This window comes from Saccharopolyspora kobensis (assembly GCF_900108315.1).
GTDB lineage: Bacteria > Actinomycetota > Actinomycetes > Mycobacteriales > Pseudonocardiaceae > Saccharopolyspora > Saccharopolyspora kobensis.
On record NZ_FNVB01000026.1, the window covers coordinates 1 to 1234 of the forward strand.

A 1234-nucleotide genomic window follows, 5' to 3' on the forward strand; every position below is an offset into this window, starting at 1 on the left:
TGCTGGTGAACACCCTTGCGGTGGGAGCTGGTGGTGGTCGCAGAGGCCAGGGAGAAGCGACTGTTTACTAAAAACACAGGTCCATGCGAAGCTGTAAGGCGATGTATATGGACTGACGCCTGCCCGGTGCTGGAACGTTAAGAGGACCCGTGAACCCCTTTTGGGGTGTAGCGGAGAATTTAAGCGCCAGTAAACGGCGGTGGTAACTATAACCATCCTAAGGTAGCGAAATTCCTTGTCGGGTAAGTTCCGACCTGCACGAATGGCGTAACGACTTCTCCGCTGTCTCGACCACAGGCCCGGTGAAATTGCAGTACGAGTAAAGATGCTCGTTTCGCGCGGCAGGACGGAAAGACCCCGGGACCTTTACTATAGCTTGGTATTGGTGTTTGGTTCGGCTTGTGTAGGATAGGTGGGAGACTGTGAAGCATTCACGCTAGTGGGTGTGGAGTCGTTGGTGAAATACCACTCTGGTCGTTCTGGGCATCTAACTCGGGTCCGTGATCCGGATCGGGGACAGTGCCTGGTGGGTAGTTTAACTGGGGCGGTTGCCTCCTAAAGGGTAACGGAGGCGCCCAAAGGTTCCCTCAGCCTGGTTGGCAATCAGGTGTTGAGTGTAAGTGTATAAGGGAGCTTGACTGTGAGACTGACGGGTCGAGCAGGTGCGAAAGCAGGGACTAGTGATCCGGCACTGGCTGGTGGAAGCGGTGTCGCTCAACGGATAAAAGGTACCCCGGGGATAACAGGCTGATCTTGCCCAAGAGTCCATATCGACGGCATGGTTTGGCACCTCGATGTCGGCTCGTCGCATCCTGGGGCTGGAGTTGGTCCCAAGGGTTGGGCTGTTCGCCCATTAAAGCGGCACGCGAGCTGGGTTTAGAACGTCGTGAGACAGTTCGGTCCCTATCCGCCGCGCGCGTAGGAGACTTGCGGAAGGCTGTCCCTAGTACGAGAGGACCGGGATGGACGAACCTCTGGTGTGCCAGTCGTTCTGCCAAGGGCGTGGCTGGTTGGCTATGTTCGGGAGGGATAACCGCTGAAAGCATCTAAGCGGGAAGCCTGTTCCTAGATGAGGTCTCCCACCCTTTGTGGGGTAAGGCCCCCAGTAGATGACTGGGTTGACAGGCCAGATATGGAAGCACAGTAATGTGTGGAGTTGACTGGTGCTGATAGGCCGAGGACTTGCTCACGAAGATTGCTCGCACCCACTATATGGTGTCTGAGACAACAACCA

1 rRNA gene is annotated in these 1234 nt (G+C 56.0%); it reads left to right on the top strand.

What is annotated here, in order from left to right:
• Positions 1-1190 (top strand): 23S ribosomal RNA (locus C4T78_RS35895); the annotation flags it as partial.
• Positions 1191-1234 lie beyond the last annotated feature (44 nt).